This window comes from Gimesia panareensis, assembly GCF_007748155.1.
Classification (GTDB): domain Bacteria; phylum Planctomycetota; class Planctomycetia; order Planctomycetales; family Planctomycetaceae; genus Gimesia; species Gimesia panareensis.
Window position 1 is genome coordinate 6530812 of the sequence record NZ_CP037421.1, and the last position, 21546, is coordinate 6552357.

Annotated in this window: 16 protein-coding genes; 11 read left to right on the forward strand and 5 right to left on the reverse strand. The window is 54.9% G+C overall.

What is annotated here, in order from left to right; all coding sequences use genetic code 11:
- Positions 1–167 precede the first annotated feature (167 nt).
- The 5 genes from Enr10x_RS24470 to Enr10x_RS24490 all read left to right on the forward strand — a co-directional run bounded on the left by Enr10x_RS24470 (position 168) and on the right by Enr10x_RS24490 (position 5838).
- Positions 168–539 (forward strand): BlaI/MecI/CopY family transcriptional regulator, encoded by a 372-nt coding sequence (locus tag Enr10x_RS24470; RefSeq protein WP_145451665.1) that lies wholly within the window; start codon positions 168–170, stop codon positions 537–539.
- A gap of 2 nt (positions 540–541) precedes the next feature.
- Positions 542–2773 (forward strand): M56 family metallopeptidase, encoded by a 2232-nt coding sequence (locus tag Enr10x_RS24475; protein ID WP_145451666.1) that lies wholly within the window; start codon positions 542–544, stop codon positions 2771–2773.
- Positions 2774–2921: 148 nt separating this feature from the next.
- A complete protein-coding gene (locus Enr10x_RS24480) occupies positions 2922–5144 on the forward strand; it encodes a M56 family metallopeptidase (RefSeq protein ID WP_145451667.1) in 2223 nt (740 codons plus the stop codon).
- 178 nt (positions 5145–5322) lie between these two features.
- A complete protein-coding gene (locus Enr10x_RS24485) occupies positions 5323–5592 on the forward strand; it encodes a hypothetical protein (protein WP_145451668.1) in 270 nt (89 codons plus the stop codon).
- 21 nt (positions 5593–5613) lie between these two features.
- On the forward strand, positions 5614–5838 hold the full coding sequence (locus Enr10x_RS24490; RefSeq protein ID WP_145451669.1) for a hypothetical protein: 225 nt from the start codon (positions 5614–5616) through the stop codon (positions 5836–5838).
- 1007 nt (positions 5839–6845) lie between these two features.
- On the opposite strand, the gene Enr10x_RS24495 is transcribed toward Enr10x_RS24490, so the two are convergent.
- Together Enr10x_RS24495 and Enr10x_RS24500 are read right to left on the reverse strand one after the other, a co-directional pair.
- Positions 6846–7157 (reverse strand): hypothetical protein, encoded by a 312-nt coding sequence (locus tag Enr10x_RS24495; RefSeq protein ID WP_145451670.1) that lies wholly within the window; start codon positions 7155–7157, stop codon positions 6846–6848.
- Position 7158: 1 nt separating this feature from the next.
- Positions 7159–8241, reverse strand: a complete 1083-nt coding sequence (locus Enr10x_RS24500) for a DUF1559 domain-containing protein (protein WP_145451671.1) — start codon at positions 8239–8241, stop codon at positions 7159–7161.
- Between the two features lie 649 nt (positions 8242–8890).
- Between Enr10x_RS24500 and Enr10x_RS24505 the strand changes: the two genes are divergently transcribed.
- The 4 genes from Enr10x_RS24505 to Enr10x_RS24520 all read left to right on the forward strand — a co-directional run bounded on the left by Enr10x_RS24505 (position 8891) and on the right by Enr10x_RS24520 (position 13008).
- Positions 8891–9229: a hypothetical protein gene (locus Enr10x_RS24505; RefSeq protein ID WP_145451672.1), complete on the forward strand. Its 339-nt coding sequence runs from the start codon at positions 8891–8893 to the stop codon at positions 9227–9229.
- A gap of 285 nt (positions 9230–9514) precedes the next feature.
- On the forward strand, positions 9515–10813 hold the full coding sequence (locus Enr10x_RS24510; protein WP_197997349.1) for an MFS transporter: 1299 nt from the start codon (positions 9515–9517) through the stop codon (positions 10811–10813).
- A gap of 21 nt (positions 10814–10834) precedes the next feature.
- Positions 10835–11971 (forward strand): leucine-rich repeat domain-containing protein, encoded by a 1137-nt coding sequence (locus tag Enr10x_RS24515; RefSeq protein WP_145451675.1) that lies wholly within the window; start codon positions 10835–10837, stop codon positions 11969–11971.
- A 107-nt stretch (positions 11972–12078) separates the two neighbouring features.
- Positions 12079–13008: a hypothetical protein gene (locus tag Enr10x_RS24520; protein WP_145451676.1), complete on the forward strand. Its 930-nt coding sequence runs from the start codon at positions 12079–12081 to the stop codon at positions 13006–13008.
- Here the strand turns inward: Enr10x_RS24520 and Enr10x_RS24525 are convergent, their stop codons facing one another.
- Positions 13009–14712, reverse strand: a complete 1704-nt coding sequence (locus Enr10x_RS24525; RefSeq protein ID WP_145451678.1) for a LamG-like jellyroll fold domain-containing protein — start codon at positions 14710–14712, stop codon at positions 13009–13011.
- Entirely contained in the window at positions 14709–15248 is a 540-nt protein-coding gene (locus Enr10x_RS24530) for a sigma-70 family RNA polymerase sigma factor (RefSeq protein WP_145114166.1), read from the reverse strand. Before Enr10x_RS24530 ends, Enr10x_RS24525 begins: the two co-directional genes overlap by 4 nt.
- 312 nt (positions 15249–15560) lie before the next feature.
- Between Enr10x_RS24530 and Enr10x_RS24535 the strand changes: the two genes are divergently transcribed.
- Positions 15561–18548, forward strand: coding sequence for a PSD1 and planctomycete cytochrome C domain-containing protein (locus tag Enr10x_RS24535; protein WP_145451680.1), 2988 nt, complete (start codon positions 15561–15563; stop codon positions 18546–18548).
- Between the two features lie 19 nt (positions 18549–18567).
- A complete protein-coding gene (locus tag Enr10x_RS24540; RefSeq protein ID WP_145114162.1) occupies positions 18568–20016 on the forward strand; it encodes a DUF1501 domain-containing protein in 1449 nt (482 codons plus the stop codon).
- Between the two features lie 212 nt (positions 20017–20228).
- Here the strand turns inward: Enr10x_RS24540 and Enr10x_RS24545 are convergent, their stop codons facing one another.
- On the reverse strand, positions 20229–21374 hold the full coding sequence (locus Enr10x_RS24545; RefSeq protein WP_145114160.1) for a DUF1559 family PulG-like putative transporter: 1146 nt from the start codon (positions 21372–21374) through the stop codon (positions 20229–20231).
- Positions 21375–21546 lie beyond the last annotated feature (172 nt).

Genomic DNA, 21546 nt, shown 5'->3' on the forward strand with positions numbered 1-21546 from the left:
CACATCAGGACGAATCCTGCACAGACAGCGCTACGGTTTTCAACCGGCACGCGCTACGTTTTCTGACCGTTGTTTACAGCTGCACTTCTTTTCGTTGTGGTTCCCCTTGACACCGTTTACATTTGTAGTTAATTACACATGTAAACGATCACGGAGGAGTTCTTAAAATGAATCAGATTTCCATTTCCGATGCCGAATGGCAGGTGATGAACGTCATCTGGGACGGCCAGCCGCTCACCGCCCAGGAGATTGTCTCCCGCTTGTCCGCCCAGACCGATTGGGCTCCGGCCACCATCAAGACCATGCTGCATCGCCTCGTCAAAAAAGAGGTGCTCACCTTCGAACAGCAGGGCAACCGTTACGTCTACCGCTCCCGCGTCAAACGTTCGGCCTGCGTCAAACAGGCCAGCCGCGCCTTTCTGGACCGGGTCTTCGACAGTGAACCGGGCCCGCTGCTCGCACATTTCATGCAACATACAAAACTCTCTGCACAGGACATCGCAGACCTCCGCCGCATACTCGATGAGAAGGAACGTTGAACATGAATGGATTCCTGTTGGCTTCAGATCTCTACGTTGAAATTACCGATCAAATCCTGGAACTGTTAATCATCCCCACCATGATCGCCGTCCTGCTGGCAGCACTCGTCTTGTTCGTGAACCTCTTCGCACGAAAATGGCTGACCGCAGGACAGATGGGATTGCTCTGGGCACTGGTCCTCATCCGACTCGCCATACCCTATGGTTTTGCTCCGGAAAGTTCGTATAGCCTGACGAATCTGTTTGTGGAATTCATGGAGGAATCGACACCCGCTGAACCGCCCCGTGATGCTTACGCTCCCGAACCCTGGCCGGTTACTGACGTCAAAGCGACGACTGCAGCAGATGTGCCCCCCATGCATCAAATCCAGTTCCCGGAACCAAAACCCCCTGAAGTCAGTTCCACCGAAACACTTCAGGAATATCTTATTTCCTTCCTCGAATGGTTCCTGAGGGTCCTCCCGCCACTCTGGTTCATCGGAGCCCTCTTTATCCTGGCTCGGATGCTGGTCACTCATTGGCGATTTACTCAAAAAATCAATCGTCTTCCAGTTTCCACAGATCAACGACTCTTACACCTCTGGAATACCTGCTGTCAGCAGGTTCGATACCCGAGTTCCGTTCCAGTGATTGTTTGCGACGACATTTCCCAGCCCTCCGTCATGGGAGCCCGGCGACCGAAACTGCTGCTTCCCACCGATGTCACAGAGCTCGATGACAGTCAACTCCAACTCATCATGCTCCACGAGCTGGCGCATCTTATCCGACGGGACCTGTGGGTCAACTGGTTTTTGTTCGGCCTGAGATTGTTCCACTGGTGGAATCCCCTCTACTGGCTGGCAGCCACCCGTTACAACAGTCTCCGCGAACAGTCCCGCGATGCTATGGTCCTCCGCTGGCGGGAACAGCAGGACCACGATACAAACTCTGATCCTACCCGCGAGTTCAGCGAGCTCCTGCTCACACTCGCACAACGCCCAGGAGCCGATGCTCGCTGGCGCATTTCACTCCCGGTCTCGCTCTTGGGATTTCTGAAGTCCCCCTTCCGCAAACGGTCACTCGCCAACCGGCTCAAGGCACTCCGTAGTGCAACCGTGAAAGTCCACCCTCTGCACACCACCGCCGTCATCATCGTCATCGCCCTCTGCGCAGCGACCGGGCTGGCAGATGTGAAAGATTCCACCGACCAGCAACAACTGCAGGGGGAATATAAACGCCAGCCGAACTGGACTGCGGAACTCCCTTTGCCCGACCCTGTATCCACTACAACTTTCGAGCCGCTTTACACGCAAAAAATTCAAGTCGATCAAGTGATCGAGAAAATATCTGAGGAACGCTCGATTTCTCAAGAACAGGCCCGCCAGTACCTCTTGGGACACATCGATTTCCTCCTGAAAATAAAAAACCATAAGTATTGGCCCGTTGGAAAGTCAGCCGAGCAGGCTCATGTAAAGTTCGATGAGCAAAATCGTCTCGTCGTTTACGCCTCGAATTTTCTCCACGAAGAACTGGGGCAGCAACTCCGTGCCTGGAAACAGAGCGGCCTGGGACAGATCTCCCTGGAAACCCGTTTCACTGAATTGTCTGCTGATATTGTTGCCCGGTCGAATATCACATGGAATGCACTGGAAGCGGATGTTGCGCCCGCATCCCGCACGCAATTTGAAAGTCTGTCAGATTCAAACGAACCGCTTGTCCAGGCCAGTGCGATTGTCGAAGAATTTATCCCGGTGCGCGTCGCTGTTTTGACGAAAGCCCAGGAAACCCACTTTATTCGCATGGTACAGAGTGATGAGCGCAGCAATCTGCTGTATGCACCCAAGGTAACTGTGTTTAACGGGCAACGTGCCACTGTCTCCGACATCGTCCAGCGTCCGTTTGTCATTGGGCTCCGGAAAAATGAAAATGCGGAACTCCAACCCAAAATAAAAGTCATTGACGATGGCAGAAACCTCACATTCAGGACCGTCATCTCAGACGAAGGTTCCGAGGTCAATCTCAAAGGACTGATCGAACTGAGTCAGATTGTGGATGTCAATTTCTACACAACCCAGATCGCTGGAAAAGAAAGGACCATACAAATTCCCCGCGTCATCCGCAGGAGTATTACTGTCGCGTCCAGTCTGAAAGACGAACAGACTTTACTCGTGTGTATCCCTCCTGCATTTCAGCAGAAACTCTTTCAATACGTGATGCTCAAAGTTCGTATTCTCGATGAGCCACTGGCCCGGTAAAAAGCGGTCATTTTAATAACGGAATCTGGCTGCCAGGACCGTCTTCAGAAAACAGAAATGAAAATTAGTTGTATCGTTCATAGAAATATCTCTCTGCAGCAGCTTTCGCAGAGCGCCGTCGTATACCTGCTGAGAAGGAACGTTGAACATGAATGGATTCGAACAGACGCTCGTTACTCTGAATAACACCGCGGAGCCGGTGATCGAAACGTTGATCGCACCCGCATTGACTGCTGCATTCCTCATGCTGTTTGTCCTGGCGGTCAATCTGCTGCTGCGCAAATGGCTCACCGCTGCCCAGATGGGGTTGCTCTGGGGCCTGGTTCTCCTCAGGCTCGCTATGCCCTTCGGGCCTGAAAGTTCCTTCAGCCTGCAGAACCTGATCTTTGTGATCGAGCAGAATACAATCGAGGCGGAGCGCCCCGTTGATCCCTGGCGCCCGGCAGACCAGGTATCACAGTGGGCCACTCCGGACAGTGCTCCGCAGGCAGTTGCCCTTCTCGCGACCAACCCCGCCCCGGAACCGGAAAACGGCTTCACGACTGCTCTGTTCCAGAAACTGATCTACCTCCTGGACTTCTTACTTTCATGGTCCCCTTTCATCTGGCTCGCCGGTGCGATCGGCCTGCTGTCACGCACCATCATCGGCCATTGGCGCTTCACTCGAATCGTCAGCCGCGGCACTGCTGCATCTGACGGACGCTTGATACAACTCTGGGCAGACTGCTGCCGGGAAGTCTCCTTCCGTCGCACGATCCCGATTGTTATCCTCGATGAACTGGCGCAGCCCGCCGTCTGCGGCCTGTTCCGCCCCAAGCTCTTATTACCCGCTGATGTGGCTGATCTCGATGATCGACAACTCCGGCTCATCATGCTCCACGAGTTGACACATCTTATTCGTCGGGACCTGTGGGTCAACTGGATTCTATTCGGCTTGAAACTCCTGTACTGGTGGAATCCCACTTACTGGCTCGCTGCCACCCGTTACTTCAGCCTGCGCGAACAATCCCGCGATGCCATGGTCCTCCACTGGCTGGAACAGCATCACGTAAACCAGCAGGAATTCGATTACCCCCGCGATTACAGCGAACTCCTGCTCACGCTCGCCCAGCGGCCGGACACGGGAGCCCGCTGGCGGATTTCCCTCCCGGTCTCGATGCTTGGTTTTCTGAAAAATCCTCTGCGCAAGCGTTCGCTTGCGAACCGCCTCAAAGCACTCCGCACAGCGACGGTCAAAGTGCACCCGTTACACAGGACGCTTGTCATCTCCGCACTCATGCTCTTTACAATCAGCGGTTTGACCGATGCCAGATACCCTCAGTTGCCTGAAGCTGAAGTTCCTCTCTGGACTTCAGCAGTCGACGTCGATTTTATGCAAACAGACTTTCCGGACCCTGGCCCCGTCACCGTCCAGGTCTATGATTTGAAGAAATCGATTAAGCGGTTCATGGAAACAGAGAAAATACCGGAAAAACAGGCCCGCGAGTGGATCAGGTTGCTGATACAGAACCAGTTCAACTTTTTGAAACCGTCAGGCCAGTCGCTCGACAGTCTCCCCGCAGAGGATGTGCCTCAGGCAGAATTTGGGGAAGAACAGCAGTTGGTCGTCCGCGCACCGGCTGCCTGGCAGAAGGAACTGGAAATCCAGTTGAAAGCCTGGGAAAAGAGCGGCCTGCGACAGGTAACTTTTGAAACCCGCACCGCAGCATTGTCGACCGATATTTCCAGTCTGGCAGATTTCGAATGGAACAGTCTGGAAGCCTTTGGACCTGAAACACAGACCCACTTCGATCAACTGCCGGAGTCAGGCCAGAATACCCTTCAGGCCAGTGCTGTTGTCGATGAATATTTTCCGATCCGGGTCGCCGTTTTGAATCAGGGGCAGCAGCGTCAATTTCTCCAGGTGGCCCAGGCTGATAGCAGGTCCTCCCTGTTGTTTGCTCCCAAAGTAACCCTGTTCAATGGACAACGAGTGATACTCGGCAATACGATCAGTCGTCCTTTTTTAACGGGTCTGCACAAGCAGCCGGACGGACAATTGAAACCAGTCGTCGAAACGATTGGCGAAGGTCTGCACTTTACACTCCGACCGGAATACGCAGCAGATTGCTCCACGCTGCATCTGAGTGGCCTGATTCAACTGAGCCGGATCCTGGATGTCAATCTCTATGATTCCGAGATCCAGGGCAAACCGGTCACCATTCAGGTTCCCCGTGTATTCCGCAGGCGGATCTCCGTTTCCTCCAACCTGCAGGATCACCAGGCATTGTTGATCTGTATTCCTCCTTCCCCTCATGAAAATCAGTTTCAATACCTGATGCTCAAAGTCCGATTCATCAACGATGCTGACAACTTCGGTAGCCTGCAATAAATCCAGTCTCGCCCACTTGATTCGTTCTTGCTGTGCACAAACTTTGATCTGATGAAAACGACCTCACAGACTCTGATTGCTCCTGAAAACAGACGCTGCATAGTGTAAAATAAAAACAGCGCCATGCATCATCATAGCCTGACACGAAGGCCTCTATTACAAACGGGAGTATCAGAGCATGTCACAGAAACCGACAGTGGACCAGTACATCGAGTCTTTAAAAAAAGGTCGGAAACGAAATTACATCCTGATTGGGATTTTTATCATTTCTTTGATGCTTCAGGAGATTTTCACCGCTCGTGGCACGGATGTTTTCATGGTGATCTTTACGACTCTCTTTATTGCTGATCTCATCTGTCAGGGACATCTGATCTCTGTCCTTGAACTGCTAAAAGAAACCTCCACTCCCCAGACCGAACCGGAAACCATGGAGACCGTAGCGTCCTGAACAACTCGTAATGCCAGCACCATGAAACGCCGCAAACGCATTCTGCATCTCACACTTTTTATCCTCATTGGTCTCGCCAGTCTGGCGTTCCTCCTCTATCTCTTCTTCCAGCTCGGATTGTCCTCCTTCATTTTTGGCAGCCCAGACATTCCCGACTACGCCATCTTCTTCGGGCTCTGTCTGATCATCGTGATTCCCATGCTGCTGGCCATCGTGCTCAAAGGGGACGACGATTCCGCCGACTGACCAGAATCCTCATCCCTGCACAAATACCCGTCTCAACATCCCACCACTGAATTTTCTCCACCTTCAACTGAACAGATTCGACTGGAACCGCCCACGCCGAACCGTATGTTTGTTCCAGTTTGGCTCGCGCGCGAGGCCGGTGCTGCGTGCACTGCATCTGAAGAATCACTGACGCAGCTTCACCTGAATTACCGTCGTTTTTCATCAGTTTTCCACCGGAACATTTCGAACCCGTTCGCCATGTTCTCTTCAATTGATCGGGCCACATCAGGACAAAAATCAGGACAGATCGGGACAAAATCCCGGACAAAACAGGACAAAAACTGGACACACCAGGACAGAGTTTTGTCTTGACACCCACGCGCCCCTCAACAGAATGAAATAATTCCCGAGATATCGAAACCATGCCCCACAGCAGTCGCATCCAGCAGCAGTAACAGATAAATCCATCCATGTTAATTTCCCGGAGAAGATCATAACCAGCATCACTGACAACCTGCACCAGCAGAATATTTCGTGTCTTTCGTACTTTTCGTGGTTGTAAACCGCGCAGCATGCAGGCCGGTTAAACACAAAGAGAAATCCTACATATCGGCTCCAGCGAGGACAGAGAAAATAAAACCAGTGCCAAAGCAGCACCGGTGAAAAGAGAGGATCGCCAGCAGCAAGCAAAGAAATGAGAGCAGGGTGAGCCCGAATAAAATTCGGGCCGAGCGCAGCGAGCGGGAAACTGACAGAGAATAGCTTGAATGGATCAACAGGCCCCAACCCTGAGCGGCAAGGCACCAGGTAGTGATTTTAATTATTCTCAGAACTACGACTACAGACAAGCCAAATTAGCCGCAGAGCGTTAGTCCCGGTTGAAACGACTTTGGTATAGACAATCCGAATTATGAAACACTACCTGGCAGAAAATTTCGTGTCTTTCGTGCATTTCGTGGTAGAAAAGAAAATACATCGAGTGCCATCCATGAGGAAGCTTCTGCCCTCTTGCGGCATCATGCAAATCACCGCCCCACCTGATCCTCCATGATCTGGCGGGTTTCCCGTAAAGCCGCCTCCCATTCCCCCTGCCGGGCCTGCCTGATAATTTCGCCCAGCCATTCCGCTTCCCGCTCACTGATTTCCTCTTGCTCCAGCGAACTCTGAATCAGTTCCTCCACCGCTTCCAGTCGTTCCTGACTTTTCTGATTACAGACCGAATACAGTGCCTTGGAAATTTCATACGTCTTCGGCGAGACCTCCGGGTAACCGCAGCCGGACAGTAACAGTCCCCCGCATAGAAATAGAACCAGTGCTAAAGTGAATCGATGTGGCATCTTAATACTCCCCGATCAATTCACCCTCATTCAGACTGGAGAGTGAGGCCCACAGCAAAAGATCGACATTCTCAGACACAAACCGCACCGAGCCGTCCCCCAGGCAGACATGCCCGCCCCCCACATGTTCGGAAAACATCTGCCCCACATGATAGGTCGGAAAGTTCACCGGGTGGATGATCGGAAAGCCGGTGATGTCCAGCTCGCCGCCCGAAGGCCCCGCATGAATCAGCGACAGCGTCGCCGCGGCGTCCGGCCCATTCTCCGGCGTGGAAAACCGGGGATGCGTAAAAGCCCCCGGCACCACACCCACCCATGTTTTATCGCTCAGTCGTGACGAATGCTCGCCCAGGAAGATCGTATTCGACAGGCCGTCGGTCGCATCCCGCATCCGGGTTCGCGAATTGCGAAAGAACGGTCCGTCGGCCACTTTCGAAGCATCGCCGTTAATCGTGACTGTTGTCGTGGTCTTAGTATAGATGTTCGTAAAGATCACGCCCGTCGTACTCGCCCCGCATTCCCCCCAGCACGATTCCTGACCATGGCTGGCGACATAATGCGAGCGACCGAACAGCAGCTGCGCACCCCCTTTGAGCAGCGGGTTACCGGCACTGTCCCGTACCAGAAACGGTTCATCGCCCCCCGACGCAGACGGACACAGAAAGACCGGCAGCGTCGTCTGTGCCGCTCCCGCATTCACCAGATCCCAGCAGGGCCGGTTCACATCCAGTGCGTTATAGACATTCGCCTGATCCAGGTAAGGCAGCAGCATCATACTCCAGGTCCACCCTGGCGCCGCATCCCAGGTCGTCGGATCAATCTCCGCCCAGCCCGGACCGGAACCGTTACTGGTGCCGTACGAATAATAGCCCGCGGGAAACGCGGAATGCGTATCGTGATAATTATGCAGCGCAATCCCCAGCTGCTTCAGATTGTTCTTACACTGACTCCGCCGCGCCGCCTCCCGCGCCTGCTGAACCGCAGGCAAAAGCAGGGCAATCAAAGTCGCAATAATCGCAATCACCACCAGCAGTTCAATCAAAGTAAAACCACGGCGGGACAGACGGGCAGGCGGGTAGCTCATCAAAGAAAACCTTTACAGGAAAGTAAAAACGGCAGGTTCTAAAAAGTAGCCAAGGCTACAAATTGCGAGGCGAAAAAATGTAGCCAAGGCTACATATGCTTTCATATTGTAGCCCGTGCTACAAATCTGTCAATCAAAAACAGAAAAAATTCAGGCGGGCTGCAAATGTAGTCCCTGCTTCGCAGGCAACAGAAAAGACTAAATTAGCCGCAGGACGTTAGCCCCGGTTGAAACGACTTTGCTATATCACATCTGAATTAAGAAACGCTACCTGGCCGCCGGTAAAGAAGGATGACGCTGATTCCAGAACCGGTGGCTAGCGCCATTCCGCTCACATGTCCGGGTAAGCCCGAATGCAATTCGGGCCGAGCGCAGCGAGCAGGAAACTGACAGGGAAAGAGTACGAACCGCTCTCCACAGCTTCAATCATCTGAGCGACAAGGCACCAGCCACCGGTTTTGAACCTCCATTACCAGCCAGCCTCCTCGCACAGATCGTCGCAGCCTCACCAGAAATTTCGTGTCTTTCGTGCATTTCGTGGTAGAAAAAAGATGGTTCCGGACTGTGATAAGCCCCCCGATCCGAAATCCACTTTTCAGCCGGGGCCCATAACAGTTAAACTGAAAGCTGGCTCGGGAGGCACTTCAACATGCTCAGCAAAATCCAACAGTTTCTGCCTCTGGTCGGTCTGCTCTGCTTCATATTGGGACAGCTGACCGCAATCTGGGGAGGTCCCTGGTGGGGATATCTCCTGCCACTGCCCGTGGGCTTTGGTATCTTTATCTTCGTCGGCTGGATTCTGATCTCAGGCCAGCAGACCCTGATTGGCATCGTCGCCTGCCTGATGCTCACCGGCAGCCTGACTCGGCTGTTTGATACCGGCTTCAATTCGCTCTGGTTCCACGAATCCGCCTTCGCCCTCTTCACCAGCCTGGGAACACTCCTTCTGGTACTGTCTGTTCCAGTCATAGATCCTGGCACAACTTAAGAGCACACAAGACTTGAGGGACAGGGTGGTACTGTTGGCTTGCCCAACAGCGATCGAGCCTGACACGCACCTCATTTTAGTGCCTTTAGTGGTAGAAACCATTGACGCTCCCGAACTGTGATTAATCCCTCGCAACCCAAAATCAACATTCCCACCAGTCAGCAGATCACCTAAACTAAGCACACCAGAAGCCGCCACCGGACGCGGTTTCCCCAGGCATAAATCCCGCTGAACTCAACCCTGTCGCTACCTGAATTCAGCACCATTTCAAGGATGCAGACCTTCATGTCGACCGTGGCACAGGAAATCGATGCAGAGGCAACCGGAGGGAAAAAGACGCGGGTCCTCGCCGCCGGGTTTATCGGCAATATTCTCGAATGGTACGACTTCGCCGTCTACGGCTTTTTCGCACCCACGATCGGCAAACTCTTCTTTCCCGCCGCAGACGCCCGCACGTCGCTGATCGCCGCCTTCGGTGCGTTCGCCGCCGGCTTTCTGATGCGGCCCGTCGGAGCCGTCGTGTTCGGGCACATCGGCGATCGCATCGGTCGCAAGAAAGCACTCACCCTGTCTGTGATGATGATGGCCATCCCCACGATGCTGGTCGGACTCCTCCCCACCCACGCCCAGATTGGCATCTCCGCCGCGATTCTGATGATCATTCTCCGCATGATTCAGGGCGTCTCGGTAGGCGGCGAATATACGAGCTCGTTTGTGTTCCTCGTCGAACATGCCCCGCCTCACCGCCGCGCCTTTTTCGGCGCCTGGAGTATGATCGGTGCGACCTGCGGCATTCTGCTCGGTTCCGCTGTCGGCGCCCTGATCAACAGCTTCACCACCGACATCCAGCTGCAGAGCTGGGGCTGGCGGATTCCCTTCCTCGCCGGGGTGCTGGTCGCTGTCGTCGGTTATTTCATTCGTCACGGCATTCCCGATCAACCTCTCGCCGAAGAACTGGCCGAGCAGGAACCCAGCTCGCCGCTGAAAGATGCCTGGACCGGCCATCGCACCGAAATGCTGCAGTCGTCGGGCCTGAACATGATGAACGCGGTTACGTTTTACACCGTTTTCATATACCTCTCGACCTGGCTCGTCGAAGAAGTGGGCGAATCCCGCGCAGAGGCCCTCGACATCAACACGCTCAGCATGGCCGCCCTCACGGTGTTCGTCCCCATCGCCGCGATACTCGCCGACCGCTTCGGCCGCAAGCCGCTGCTGCTCATCGGTTCCGCCGGCGTCGCGATTCTCTCCCCCGCACTGCTCAGGCTGATGCATCACCACGAGTTCACACTGATTCTCACCGGCCAGATCGGTTTCGCCGTGCTGGTCGCCTGCTTCGCCGGCGCGATCCCCGCCACGATTACGGAACTCTTCAAGCGGGGCGTGCGTGTCAGCGCCGCCAGCGTCAGTTATAATTTACCGTTCGCCATCTTCGGAGGCACCGCCCCGATGGTCGCCGCCTGGCTGGTCAAAGCGACCGGCAATCCACTGGCCATCGCCTGGTATCTCTCCGCCATCGCCGCCATTTCGTTCTGTATCATCCTCACGATCAAAGAAACGAAAGGCCGCTCGCTGGAGGAGTGAACCGGCCAGGAAGTCACCCACATGAAAACAGGCAAACGTAGAAACTGGTTCTTGTTCCTCGCGTTTCTCCTGACCACCGTCGGTCTTCTGGGTTTCCTCCTGTATCAGCAGAACGTCGCCATTTCGCGGGCGGAAGAGAATCTTCGCGCGCGAGGCTGCAAGGTCAGTGCGAGCAGCAACCTCGATCCCCTGTATCGACTCGTCGGGAAAGCCTTGCCGGGAGTCTCGCTCCCCCGGTTCTCTCGCGGTGAAATCCGGATCAGCTGCAGCATCTTCGACTCCCCCGGTCAGATGTCAGAGGTTTACGAGGACCTGGAAATACTCGCTCCCCTGGTCAAAGGATTTCATTGTGAACGGGCTCTGGTCAACGACCGGGTAGCCCCGATCGTGGGAAAGATGATTCACCTGACCCGCCTCAGCTTTGACGGGACTGAATTAACGGACGTCGGTGCCCGGGAGCTGGCTCCTCTGAAAAATCTGGGCTGGTTGTCGATCCATGCTCCCCAGATCACCGATGACGGCCTCGGCTGGATCACGGAATGCCGGGACTTATGGAGGATTTACCTGCTTGATGCCCAAATTGGTGATGCCACCCTCCAGCGAATCTCGACGTTACCGGAACTGGATACCGTTTATCTCTGGGGTTCCACGGTCTCTTCCACCGATCTGCGGCATCTCAAACAACTCAAAAAACTACGCTGGCTTGTGCTCAGCAGAACTGAGATCGATGACCGGGCCGCACCGTTTCTGGGCGAACTGCACTCCGTGAAAACTCTCGATCTGGGAGAAACGCAGGTCGGTGACGAAGTCTGTGCCGCACTCGCCCGGCTTAATCAACTGAAAAAGCTGATGCTGGATGAGACCGCGGTTACTGACACAGGCGTCTGCGCGCTGCTGGAGGGGAGTCCTCACCTGGAAGAGCTCAACTTACGTAACTGTCACATCACCGCAGCAGCCTTTCGGAACCTGAAATCATGGCCGCCCCGTCTGACTCACATCATGCTGAATGGCGCCGACATGTCAGATCACGAAGCCCTGCAGATATTTCAGGAGCATCCCCAGCTGACCGCGTTTGGCTATAATGCCAAAGATATGGGTCCCGGGATGGAGGAACAGTTTGATCGAATTCGGGAAGCACGTCGAGTGCAGGAAAAGTGAGCAACAAACCTGAAATGAATTCCCCTCAGAAACAGAATGACTCGAACGCTCTACACGCCTGTGCCAGGTGTGAGTCGCTCTTCGGCCCGGAGAGACACTCGCTCAAAATGTGGGACGGAAAACGCTACTGCGTCGCATGTATCAATGCGGCATCACCGGAATTGCTTTCCTTTGCGAGAGCACATGCTTATCTCGAAGAAACCCTGACGCTCGATGTGATCTCCCGTAAGAAATTCTACAAATACAATTTTTTCTATCCGCTGATTGGTCTTTTAGTAATTTTTTTCCCCTTAGGTTGGTTGGTCGTCGGCTTCTGGAATGGCTTCCTGCTTGCCTTGTTCCCGGTTGCCTTTCTGCTACCGCTCTATCTGCTGTCTCTGAAGCTCGATGCTGCAGGCAAAAGTGCAGCTGAGGAACTGCCGCGCACGCTGGTCGTGCAAAATAATCAGCTGATCGTCGTGCACGAACAGGAATCGCAGTTTTACGATCTTTCAGAGCTCTATTATTATGAGAGCGACACCGATCGTACGGTCGACAATCTTTATCTGGAAAACCGTCCTGCCCTGATTCTGGAAAAAACACCCGGCTGGAACTGGCAGCGCTTCGTGTGGGAGGAAATTCGCTATGCCTGTGGTCTCACACCCGAGAAGCGTGAACTCTGGAGCAGTTTCTTTCAATTGATCGAGCTACCACGGAAAGAAATGTCGAGCACCCGGAGCTATCATTTCAAATGGACTTTACTTGTTGTGACATTCATACTGCTGAGCCTCGTCATCATGGTAATCAGCTATCGCACCTGTTTCATGCTGATTGCCTTGCTGACGTGGATTTATCCCTTACAGGCATTGAGTACGGCCAAACGTATTTCTACGAAAGTAGTGACGGTCTGCGGAGCACTGCTTATGAATGGGTTTATGTTTTTTGCCTTTGTCAGCCGTAATGCAATGTATGCAGGCCTGTTCTGCCTGGTAGAGATGTGCTTGTTCCTGGTCGTAGCGTTCTACATCAGAAAACGATTGAAACAGGAAACCGACTGATCACAGCACCGGCTTCCCCGTCTCCGCGGAGAATTTCATCTTCTGCCCCTTGTTGAGCAGCAGGTATTCCCCCTGTTTTTCCTGGCGGAGGAATTCGGGCAGCTGGCAGTCAAAGTAGTCTTTGCCCGCCTGGAACAGGTTAAAGTGCGTCGCGATCGTGCCAGGATCCAGGGCATAGTCGTAGAAGGCGACTTCGTCGATCACGCCGCTGAACGGTTCGTGACCGACCAGCGTTTCGGAATTGGCAGAGATCAGGTTCCCGATCACCGCCGGGGCCGCACCGCCGCTGATGATCATCGTCCCCACGGGGAAGCGATGGCTCATTCGCTTGATGCCGTCAATATAAATCGCTTTCTCGCCCGTCCAGCCGTTATAGGTGGCCACAATATGGTGCGGCTCGCCGTCGCGGATTTCCGTCAGCGTCGGTCGGCCCTCTTTCCCGTCCAGGGGCATGTCCAGTTCGCTGTAACCCAGACCCGACAGATACAATCCAAACGAGAGACAGGGGCCGTCGCCCACTTTCGGAATCTGGGTGATGCCGGCTTTGTCATCGTTCTGAAAGCTGAGCAGAATTCGATAGCTGCCGTCCTCTTTGCGGAAGATTTCATCGTAGTCAAACGGGGGCCGGGCTTGCGGTGTTTCCGCTGTCTGCCACTTTGAGACGACCAGCGCTTCGATGGTAATCCCGGTCGAGACCGCGTAGTCGCCAGTCCCCACTTCCTGACCGCCGCCGTTCCCCAGCCGCAGGCTCGCAGCGGGCCGATTGTTGAATTCGACGGCACCCGGCCCGATCAGGCCCCGCACCCGCAACGCATTCTGGCCCGCCTGAACCGGACTCTCGCCGATCGCATCCGTCAGTTCGTTATCCGTTCCCTGATCGAAGTTCCAAAAGAAGCGGGGCAGGCGACCGCGGGGTTTGACTTCCAGTTGACCATCCAGCACATGCACGAAGGTCTCTGATGCTTCATTCACGCTGACCTCGTATTCCGTGCCCCGATCGATCAGCTCGATGCCCGGAGTTTCCAGTCGAAACGGCGCCTTGCGATCCGAGCGGTGTGTCGAGACACTGCCCGAAAACAGGGTTCCCTGGTCTTTCCGCTCAAAGCCGAACAGAGAGGGACTGGCGACATTCACATCCGCCCCGCCGGAGAAAGCGAACTCCACTTCACCCGATGTGACTTTCACCGTGCCCGGCTGAAAACGATCGGTCACGAGGGGATTGTTCCCCAGCAGTTCCCAGCGGGCCCGCGCAAACTGATTCACACTGGCGACTTCTTCCGGAGGCGAGGCACTATCGTCAAAATAGTAGCGGGACCGTTCCTGCAGCACCATCTCGGGTTCCCACAGCCCCGGAAAATCACCCATCAGGAGGAAAATTCCCACCGCTCCCAGGCAGATCGCTGAGCAGACGATCGGGATCAGCATCACCAGGTAGCCCCGTTCAACCACATTGGTCGCTTCCTCGGCTGGTGGGACGACCACTGTGGTCTCTTCCGGTTCCGGAGACTGTAACAGTCGCGCCTGGGCCGTTCCCGCCAGTCCGATGTGCACGAACACATAACTCAGATATTCCCGACGATACTCCGGATGCGCGGACAGCAGGCCTTCCAGGGTTTCCATCTCCTCGGCGGTGATGGTGCCCGAACACTGGGCGTCGGCCAGTTCCAGAATCTGTTCGCGGATGTCAGGTGCAGGGTCGGTCAAGATGAAGCCTCGTTCGCAAGTCGCCGGGTGACGCACTCATGCAGCGCCCGCCGTAGTTTTTTAATCGTTTTGTAAATCGCATGCACCGAGCAGTTCCCTTGTTCTGCCAGTGCGGCTGCGGTCTGTTGATCACCATAATAGGAATCGAGCAGGTTCCGCTCCCGTGCGGACAGGTTCTCCAGGCAGCAGGTGAGTGCCAGCTGACGCTCACTCTGTTCCTCGACCATGCTCGATACATCTTCCGCCAGCGCGGTCACCAGTGTGTCACTGAAAATCAGCCGCTGGTTCTGAAACTTCCGCCGGTACTTGCGGATCTGGTTAAAGGCGATCCCGTACGCCCAGTTAAGAAAACTCCGTTCCGGATCGTACTGGGGAAATTCCTTCCAGAGGATCACGCACGTCTCCTGATAAATATCTTCCGCAGCCGCCACATCGAGCACCAGCGCCAGGATATAACCGAAAATTTTCCGGTCCGACTTGGAGAACTGGCGAAAAAAAGATTCGCTCGATTCAGGTTGTTCTGCGGGTTCGTTCATATTGATGTTAAGTCTAACAATGACAACGCATTCGGGGAATTCAGGGGCGGGCAGAAATCAGTACCGGGGAGAGACAAACGTTTTCCGTCTACATTAAATGGCGCTTCATTTCCCGCATTGGTACCGGAAAATGAAGGGATCTGCAAATTTTCTTCAAAACGGGAAAAGTTGTGGTACCAATCCCGACTCCGGCGCGCCATATATATAGTGAGGGCCCGTCCGTTTTTTGATCCGCACGTTTCCTCAGATCGTCCCGCCGAAAAAACAACCAGAGATATTGCTCACCCTCTGATATTAGATTGAAACGCTCACATGTGGTTTGTCATTCAACGGATTCAGATACACACACTTCTGCTTCTTATTTGCCTCGCAGGGATCACGGCTCAGACAGACGCCGCCGAACCCGATTTTAAAAAACAGGTCGTCCCCATCTTTCAGCAGCACTGCATCCGCTGTCATAACGACAGCACCAAAGATGGAGGCCTGTCGCTGGAAACAAAACAGGCGGCACTGCAGGGAGGCGAAAACGGTAAGATTCTCACCCCCGGCGTCGCCGCCGAAAGCATGCTGCTCGATTATGTCGTCGGTCCCGAACCGGAGATGCCGAAAAAGGGAGAGCCGCTGACCAAAGCCGAAATCGATACGCTCCGCAACTGGATCAAAGCCGGTGCCGTCTGGCCTCCCGACTATCGCATTCGGGAAGCACAGCTCACCGATACTGACTGGTGGTCCTTTCAACCCTTATCACAACCGCCGCTCCCGAAACTGACCGACAAAGAACAGAAACAGGTTCGCACGCCTGTCGACGCCTTCCTGCTGGCCCGTCTGCGTGAAAAAGGACTCACGTTTTCACCGCAAGCCGACCGTCGCACCTTGATTCGTCGTGTCTATTATGATTTGACTGGCTTGCCTCCCACGTCCGCGGAAATTGAGGCCTTCGTCAAAGATCCGGATCCCCGGGCTTATGAAAAGCTGGTCGATCGGCTGCTCGCTTCCCCCCGCTACGGGGAACGCTGGGCGCGGCACTGGCTCGACGTGGTCCACTACGCTGACACGCACGGCTACGACAAAGACAAACTCCGCGAAAATGCCTGGCCTTACCGTGATTATGTCATCCGGGCTTTGAACAAAGATATTCCTTATTCAAAGTTCATCCTGGATCAACTGGCCGGCGATGTTGTCGATCCGCATTCCCCCCACACTGTTCCCGCCACCGGGTTCATTGTCGCAGGACCCTTTGACTGGGTCGGTCAGATTGAAATCAACGAAAATCTGATCGAGAAAAAAATCACCCGCAACCTCGACCGCGACGATATGGTCGCCACCGTCATGAACAGCACGGTCAGTCTCACGGTGCAGTGTGCCCGCTGTCACAATCACAAATTCGATCCGATCTCCCAGGCAGACTATTACGGCCTGCAGGCAGTCTTTGCCGGCATCGACCGGGCCGAACGGACCTATGATCCCGATCCCGCAACCGCCCGGAAACGTCAGACACTGCTGGCCGCACAGGCCCGCGTTCAGAAACTCCACCAGGATCTCGATCACCAGATCAGAAAACGGGGCGGGGAGAAACTGACGCAACTCGAAGCAGAGCTCAAACAGGCCCGGAATGCCAAAGAGGGGCAGGGCGTCGAGTATGGCTATCACAGCCAGATTGAAAAGTCAGACCAGACTGCCAAATGGGTCCAGCTCAACTTCAAGCAGCCGGTGACCGCGAATAAAATCAGACTGATGCCCGCCTTTGACAATTACAACAACATCGGTGCCGGCTTTGGCTTCCCCCGGCGGTTCAAGCTCGAAATCTCCGATACCAGTGATTTCAAGTCGGCAACGACCATCGCCGACCACACGCAAGCGGACTATCCGAACCCCGGCACACGTCCCGTCGAGGTCGCTCTCGAAGGTCAGAGTTTTCAATACCTGAGAATGACCGCCACAAAACTCGCCCCCCGCTCGAATGATTTCATTTTCGCACTCGGGGAAATTCAGGTCCTCGCACCGGAAGACCGGAACCAGGCCGGACAGGCGCAGGTGACTTCTCTGGATTCCATCGAAGCCCCTCCCCGCTGGGCTCGCAAAAATCTGATCGACGGTAATTTTTATCAAAGCCCCGATTCCAATCAGGATCTCGCCCGACTCCAGCAGAAACGGGATGACCTGCTGGCCAGTCTCTCATCCGAGGAAGAGAAACAGTCACTCCGCGACTGGTCCGCCAGAATCAAACGAGTTCAGTCTGAGCTCGGTAAACTCCCCGCGCAGAAAAAAGTCTTCGCGGCGGCAACCGAGTTCCCCCGCCGAGGGAATTTCCGACCGACGGAGGGTGAGCCCCGCCCCGTCTTTCTACTCAGTCGGGGGAGCGAAAAAGCACCGGTGCGTGAAGTCGATCCGGCAGCCCCCGGCCTGATTGACGGCCTCGATGGGAATCTGCATCTGCAAGACCCGGGAGATGAAGGCGCCCGCCGCCTGGCACTGGCCCGCTGGATCGTCAACCCTCGCAATCCGCTCACCTGGCGTTCGATAGTGAATCGCGTCTGGCTCTACCACTTCGGCAAGGGGATTGTCGATACTCCCAATGACTTCGGCAAAATGGGTACGAAACCCACGCATCCACAGCTGCTCGATTACCTGGCCAGCCGCTTCCGCGATGAAGGCCAGTCGCTCAAACAACTTCACCGCTGGATTGTGCTCAGCACCGCCTATCAGCAGTCGTCACGCAGTAATGCGAAAGGGGCTCAGGTGGATGGCGATAACCGTTTCCTCTGGCGGATGAACCGGCGGAAACTGGAAGCCGAGGCGATCCGAGACGCCGTCCTGCAGATCAGCGGTAAACTCGATTTCAACATGTATGGCCCCGGAGATCGCCTGTTCGTCCTGGAGAAACCGCAGCATTCACCCCATTACCTCTACCAGAAATATGATCCCGCGAAAGCGGAAACGCATCGCCGTTCGATTTACCGGTTTATTGTTCGTTCGGTGCCCGATCCGTTTATGGAATCTCTCGACTGTGCCGATCCGTCGCAGATCACTCCCAAACGGATTGAAACCCTGACTGCCCTGCAGGCACTCGCGCTGCTCAACGATCAGTTCATGGTCAGCATGTCGGAATTCTTCGCACAGCAGGTCAGCAGCAAAACCTCGGATCTCAAAACCCAGGTAACCCGCGCCTTTGAAACCGCGCTGGGCCGACCACCCGGGAAGGACGAGGTCAAACTGCTTGTCGAAGTAGGCCAGCAGCACGGATTAGCGAATGTCTGTCGCCTGATTCTGAACAGCAACGAATTTATCTTTATCGATTAACTTTGAGGAAAGTGCTCTTATGGATCGTCGTGAATTTCTGATGTCAGCTGGCGGGGGACTGGGGGGGATTGCCCTGGCGTCTCTGCTCAATCAGGATCAACTGCTGGCTGAAGCTCCCGCCAGCACCCATGTACTGCATCACCCCCCGCGCGCCAAACGGGTGATTCAGCTCTACATGTCCGGCGCTGCGAGCCAGTGCGATACGTTCGACTACAAACCCGAGCTGATTAAGGACAACGGCAACGCCTGGGATCCGGGCGAAAAGGTGCAGCTGTTTCAGTCTTCGCCGGGCAAGACGATGCAGGCGCCCTGGAAGTGGCAGCAGTACGGCGAATCGGGCAAGTGGCTCAATGAATGTGTGGCGCCCCTGGGAGCCTGTGTGGACGACATGGCCTTCATCCATAACATGGTCAGCAAGTCGAACGTCCACGGACCGGCGACCTTCATGCAGGCTACCGGTTTTATTCTGCCCGGCTTTCCCGGCATGGGCGCCTGGATCAGCTATGGACTGGGCAGCATGACCGATAACCTGCCCACCTTTGTCGTGCTCCCCGATCCCCGAGGCTTCGCCCCCAATGGCGCTGCGAACTGGTCCGCCGGCTTTCTGCCCGCCAGCAACCAGGGGACCATGATTCGCCCGAATTCAAAAACGCCGATCGCCAATCTGTTCCCGCCCCAAAATGATTTCATCACGCGCAACAGCGATCGCGATGTGCTCGCTGCCTTGAAACAGTTGAACCGGAAACACGAACAACAGCGGGCCGGCGATACCCGCCTGAATGCCCGCATTCAGTCTTACGAACTGGCGGCCAAAATGCAGCTGCAGGCACCGGAAGTGCTGGACCTGTCGGGCGAAACAAAGAGCACGCTTAACATGTACGGCCTCGACTCGGTCGACTTTGAAGTCCAGGAAGGAATCAGCGAAGCAGCCGAAATCGCCTACTTCGGGCGCAACTGTCTGGTCGCCCGGCGTCTGCTGGAGCAGGGCGTGCGGTTCGTGCAGATCTGGTCGGGAGCGGACAACGGTTTCCCCCGGCGGAACTGGGATTCGCATGAAGACATCAAACGCGATCACTGGCCTTTAGGGCGGGGCATGTCGATCGGCGCGGCGGCCCTGATTCAGGATCTGAAACAGCGGGGCATGCTGGATGATACGATTATTCTCTGGACTACCGAGTTCGGCAGAATGCCCTGCAGCCAGGGGAGCAAAGGCCGCGACCACAATCCCTTCGTCTTTACCAACTGGCTCGCGGGAGGCGGTATCAAAGGGGGCACGACATACGGGGAATCAGATCAGTGGTCCTTCAAACCCGCCGACCCCGCCAACCCCACGATGTGCTACGACGTGCATGCCACGATCCTGCATCTGCTGGGCATCGATCATGAAAAGCTGACCTTCCGGCATAACGGCATCGACCGCCGGCTGACCGATGTTTACGGCCACGTGATCGATGAGATCATCGCCTGAACCGTGGTCGTCGCCCTGTGGTTGCCTTTGCTTTCAGGTACTATGACTGCAGGAAAGACCAATTAGCCGCAGGGCGTTAGCCCCGGTTGAAACGACTTTGGTATAGACCATCCGAATTAAGAAACACTACCTTGCGGTCCGGCCATAAAAAAAGAGTGACCGGTCTGGGACCGGCCACTCAGAACGTCTCTCATTTGTAGTCGCTTCGAAGCTTATTCGAAGTTACCTTTGGTCAGCTGAGCGTCCAGCCAGGGACCAGAGAAGCACTCAGAAGGACGCAGTTCAACAGTAGCATCGGTGTATCCTGAACCGGTACCTGAAGCAGGGAAACCGGGGTTCAGGAAGCCGTCACCATTCAGGTCGACGAATGCTTTGACGCTACCATCAGCCATCAGGATGTTGCAGATCTTGTTACGACCACGGCCATGCCATGCGTACCAGTCACGAGAGTCCTGCAGCCACAGAATACCATCTGGACCTGGAGTTCCAGTCCGGTTGGGGTCGGGCAGAACCGAAGGAATGGCGCTGACAACATTGGTACCGGCTGGCATCAGGGTGATGGCGCCAGCGGTTGTATCCCACTGACCAGGACCATCGTTGAAGGACTCAGCCAGACGTTCACCAGCATCGATGAAGCCGGGGATCGAGTCAGACAGTACAGCTTCACCAACGTCACCAGGAGCTCCACAACCCAGGAAGGCAACTGCAGAAGATGCAACGCGAGATGAGTCCAGGCGACGGATGGTCAATGGTCCCAGACTTCCGCCGAAACCTTTCAGGCCGGAAGAAGTCACACCGCCAACCTGTTTGGCACCGGAACGAACCAGGAACCAGCTGGCGGCGTAGTTAGTACCATAACCGTCTTCCAGCAGTTTGGCGACCTGAGACAGGCGGGCTGGTGTACCAGCGGTACCGGAGGTCCAGTTAGCACAGATACCATCCAGCAGACGTGCCGGAGGAGCGTTGTCTTTGTTACTGGTGTTAATGGCACCAATCATGTCATTCAGCTTTTCAGCACCCAGCAGAGTGGATGAGGGGCACAGCATCTTCTGAGGAAGACCAGCACCACTGTTGACCATGTCAGCAACCCAGCCCCAGGTGTCAGGACATCCGTCACGACGGAAGTCGTAAGCACCGGTGCAGTAGCGACCACTGGGATCGGTAGATGCGAAGGCATGCATCGAAAGACCAAATTGACGTAGGTTGCTCTTACACTGTGAAGAGCGTGCAGATTCGCGGGCAGCAAAGACTGCCGGAATCAGCAGGGCAGCCAGCAGGGCGATGATCGAGATCACCACCAGAAGTTCGATCAGGGTAAAACCTGAACGTTTCAGATTACGAGCACGTGATTTTTTCATTTCATTTCCTGTTAGTTTCAAAAAATTTGACAGTTGCGCGAACGAATGAAGGCTTTTACGATTTACTTTTACTTTTTTAAGAAACAGGTCATCCCCCCCATCAGTTTGGCAATTGATGATCGAATATGAACTGCCCTCTTGAACTCAAGTTCCTTGTGTTGAATTCAACTCT